The organism is Micromonospora sp. GCM10011541 (assembly GCF_042650725.1).
In the GTDB taxonomy this organism is placed as follows: domain Bacteria; phylum Actinomycetota; class Actinomycetes; order Mycobacteriales; family Micromonosporaceae; genus Micromonospora; species Micromonospora sicca.
Genome location: NZ_JBHSBP010000118.1, coordinates 1 through 1,991, shown reverse-complemented (window position 1 = coordinate 1,991; position 1,991 = coordinate 1). Strand labels below are relative to the sequence as shown.

1 protein-coding gene and 2 pseudogenes are annotated in these 1,991 nt (G+C 72.6%); 1 reads left to right on the top strand and 2 read right to left on the bottom strand.

Going from position 1 to position 1,991, the window contains the following annotated elements:
- Positions 1–571, top strand: a pseudogene (locus tag ACFOYX_RS36185) (integrase); the annotation flags it as partial.
- Here ACFOYX_RS36185 and ACFOYX_RS36180 read toward each other — a convergent pair.
- Entirely contained in the window at positions 541–1,575 is a 1,035-nt protein-coding gene (locus tag ACFOYX_RS36180; RefSeq protein WP_377534814.1) for a TRM11 family SAM-dependent methyltransferase, read from the bottom strand. The pseudogene ACFOYX_RS36185 and the gene ACFOYX_RS36180 overlap by 31 nt on opposite strands.
- Before the next feature lie 40 nt (positions 1,576–1,615).
- A pseudogene (locus ACFOYX_RS36175) lies at positions 1,616–1,991 on the bottom strand (hypothetical protein); the annotation flags it as partial.

The window sequence follows — 1,991 nt, the reverse complement described above, 5'->3', positions numbered from 1 at the left end:
CCGCAACCCCACCCACGGCCTGCGAGGCCCGAAGGTGCCCGACCCGATCTGGCCGCTGCTGGAACCCGACGACATCAGCGCCAGCGTCACCGCCGCCACCACCGCCCAGGCGCGGCTCTGCGTCGTACTGGCCGCCGTTCACGCCGCCAGACCAGGACAGATCCGCGACCTGCACCTCGACGACGTCGACCTCGCCGACCGCCGGATCACCATCGCCGGCAACCCGCGCCCGCTGGACAACCTCACCGCCCAGACGCTGCTCGACTGGCTGACCTACCGGCGCGAACGCTGGCCCAACACCGCCAACCCGCACCTGCTCGTCAGCTCCGCCAGCGCCATGGGCCTCGCACCGGTCAGCGCCACCTGGATCCTGAACCTGCGCGGCCTGCCCGGCACCCTCGAACGGCTGCGCATCGACCGGCAACTCGAGGAAGCCGTCGCCACCGGAGCAGACCCGCTGCACCTGGCCGCCGTCTTCGGGTTCAGCGAAGGCACCGCCATCCGTTGGGCCGCCAACGCCCGAGAACTCATCGGCGGCCCTCACCCGGACCGCCTCCCCGAGTTGCCCTGAACCCCGGTATCCGCATGGCATGATGTCCCCTCAGGACACCCGGATTCGCAGCGCGAACACTTGGGTTCAGCCGAACTCGCGGACTTCTCCGGCCGGCAGAAGATCAACACGTCCTCGTGGGTGATCAGGTGCAGCGGGGTGCCGGTGGTGCGGGCCTTGCGCACGGCTTGGAGTTGGAAGAACGACGGCCGGGCGACGAGCCGCCCGTCGCGGACCGCGGCAAGGAGGGCGACGCACCGCTCGGTCGGGATGAGGCCAGCGCGGACACCAGCGGCGATGACCGCGCTGGGCAGGTCGACGAGCTGGCCGTTCTTGCGCCACGGACGGGCGGTGACCACCACGGTGCCGCCGGGGCGCAGCAGCACCGCGCAGCCGGACAGGATCTGCTCGAACCCATCGGTGAGACCGGTGAGGTCTCGGTAGGCGAGGTTTCCGTTGTCGGTGCCGTCGTTGTAGGCGTTGTCGAACTTCGCCACTCCGTCGGCTCCGGGCCGGACAAGGCCGTGCACGGTCGGCCCGTACGGGGGTGAGGTCACGACCAGGGCGACCTGCCCGGTGAGCGCGGCGGGGAGCAGGGACCGCAGGCGGGTGGCGTCGCCGCGGACCACGGAGGCCCGGCCGGTGGCGCCGTGGTGCTGGGCGTGGGTGATGTTGGCGTCGGCGATGTTCGACCAGCGCGCCTCGTACTCCACGCCGATGGCATCGCGGCCGGCGTGGATGGCCTCGACGAGGGTGGTGCCGATGCCGCACATCGGGTCGAGGACCAGGTCGCCGGGGCGGGTGTAGGCGGCGATGGCGTGTGCGGCGATCGCGGGGAGCATCCGGGCGGGGTGCTTGACCGATTCGGGCACGTACCGGCCGCGGCGCTGCACCGGCCCGGTCTGCTGCGCGGTCGCCCACACCGACAGGTCCTGCGGCCCGTCCGGGGTGCGGCGGCACCCGCCGGTGTCGCGGTGGCGGCCAGGGTGGTCGCGGTGCTGGCCCCGGTAGGTGTCCTCCGCCAGGTTGGCGGGCTGGCTCGGGTCGGTGGGGAAGGGAAGGTGCTCAGCCACGAAGCTCACCGCCCTGCTGACGACTCTGCTTCTGCGGCGCGGAGGACGGTGGTGTGGCCGGGCTGAACACCAGCAGGTCGGCGTGCACGCGCAGGTGCGCCACCGCCCAGGGGTGGCTGGCCTGCTGGGCGAGGGTGAGCAGCTCCTCGTCGGTGACGTGGTAGACGAACGCGTCGCCGCCGATGTCGGCGGCGACGGCGACGATGTGCTGCAGGTAGCCCAGGCCGACCGCTGCGGCGGCGGTGGCCACCGGAGTGAAGTCCTCCGGCCCGATGCTGCCGTTGGGGGCGGTGACGACGAGGACGAGGCAGCCGCCGGGGCGCAGCAGCCGCATGCACGCGGTCAGCAGCCACGCCAGCCGGATCCGG